This is a genomic window from Grimontia marina, from assembly GCF_900060185.1.
GTDB classification, from domain to species: domain Bacteria; phylum Pseudomonadota; class Gammaproteobacteria; order Enterobacterales; family Vibrionaceae; genus Enterovibrio; species Enterovibrio marinus.
The window spans coordinates 1-1777 of record NZ_FIZY01000150.1 but is presented as its reverse complement, the minus strand read 5'-3'; the positions used below and the strand labels follow the sequence as shown (position 1 = coordinate 1777).

The following is a 1777-nucleotide window of genomic DNA, read 5'->3' as shown; positions in this document are numbered from 1 at the left end:
TTTTATGATGGCATTGAGAGATATTCAGGATGAGCTGATGTGGTGTGCGATAGCAGCCCCCGGCTCAATCCCGAGAAAGCTAAGAGCCATGCGGGAGAGAGTGAAACGCTACATACTCCCCAAAAAAGAAAACGGCCCAAAGCGAGGACCGTTCGTATTAATAAAACTCGCTACCCTGTTCGCTCTAAGCACCTTAAACCTTAAGTGATAGGTGTTACCACCAGATAGTGGCTCTTGAGTACCGTGTGACTAATGCCTCTTCACTGTTCTCAAAAATTGACGTGCAACGTAAAAAATCATTCTCAAAAGGGCTCTCTGGTTACTGTCCAACAACTGTGCATACACTGTGTGTATCAATAGTGCCAATTTCTACAAATTGGCCGTGTCATACGACATTCCCGAAAGAGAGGGGGATTGGCTGCGCGGGGAATAAACGCTTCAGAGACAGGCTTGTTCAACACCCAAATGAAGTGTCGGCTGCGCGACACTTATTCTTGTTTTTTAGGTGTACTTTGCAGTTGCGCCCTATCTAAAACCCACACCATTAAGTGCCACGGCAAGAAATAACAGAACAGCCCCTAAACCAATTAGTAGAAGAGAAATAAGCCATAAAGCGAAGCTGGTTAACTTAACCAGAAACGTTTTTTCCCTTTGAGAACGGGTAACTTTTGGAAACTGATAAGCAGCAGTCAACGAGCCAATACACCACAATATGACTAGCCCTATGATTTGAGAATCACTTCTTCCTCTCGAAAAAACATGGTCCACAGCTATAAACAGCATTACATGCATCAACAAAGTAGCGATTAAAGTTGCTTTGATTCTACTCATATCCCCGAAAAACCTAATGCCTATGATAACGGGCGGAGGCGCTTTAGCGCCGGAGTCCAGCCCGCGTGGGTGACATTGACCATATTATTAGGGTTGGAAGGCGCTCGGGGTCAGGTCTTTCATCTTGCTAGCAAAATGTAGAATTTGCCCCAAACGCTTCTGAACTTTGCTGTTAACCTTTTGAAATTGCTTATTCATTAAACAAGGTTATGTTGCAAATACCACCATTCAAAACCTAAAGCATTGCCATTCTGAATTGCTAAACTGGTATTTTTTCAATCCAGTCTTTTGGCATCGTGTGCTTACCTCCAGCAGGCGCATATAGGCCCCCGTTCACATCGTACAGTTCTCCGCCTTTATTGTTGTAACCTCTGCTTGAATCATCCATTTTAGATCTACATGCCAACACTAGCACATCTTCATAACCACTGAATTCTGGGCTGTTTAATATTAGGCTCATTGGGATCGCCTTCTCTAGCTCTGATCCTGTCCTGTATGGGTTATACGGCACTGTATGAGAAACTAGGGCAAAATCACAGCTTTGAGTAAAATCAGCAAGCCCACTCAACTCAGGCTGGATTGTTAGAGAAAAATCATCTTCGTGGCCCATTAAATACTGGTCGGGCATCTCACTTCCTGTTTTGAAATGACCGCTCTGAGCCGCTTTTTGAATCATACCATCAGCTATATCGTTAAAGAGTTCCCCGTTAGCATGTCTTATGTGAGTTTTCCCAGAATCGCATAGGTACATCAAACTTCTATTAGCTGTATTGTTTTTCTGAGTAAAGTCAGGGTGCTCATATCCATGTGCCATTATTACTAAATAACTGATCCGAATAGTGCTACATTTTCGCCGTGCCGTGGCAACCTCCCGGGTACGGCGATACGTTATCCATAAAGTGCTTCACCTTCCTGAGCAATTGCCACATATGTTTACACCTGTGAT

At 43.8% G+C, this 1777-nt stretch carries 1 protein-coding gene and 1 pseudogene; one reads left to right on the top strand and one right to left on the bottom strand.

The features are described 5' to 3' along the window. A pseudogene (locus tag GMA8713_RS28350) lies at positions 1-204 on the top strand (IS4 family transposase); the annotation flags it as partial. A gap of 886 nt (positions 205-1090) precedes the next feature. Here the strand turns inward: GMA8713_RS28350 and GMA8713_RS25615 are convergent. Beyond that, positions 1091-1645 (bottom strand): hypothetical protein, encoded by a 555-nt coding sequence (locus GMA8713_RS25615; RefSeq protein WP_157515792.1) that lies wholly within the window; start codon positions 1643-1645, stop codon positions 1091-1093. Positions 1646-1777: the final 132 nt, after the last annotated feature.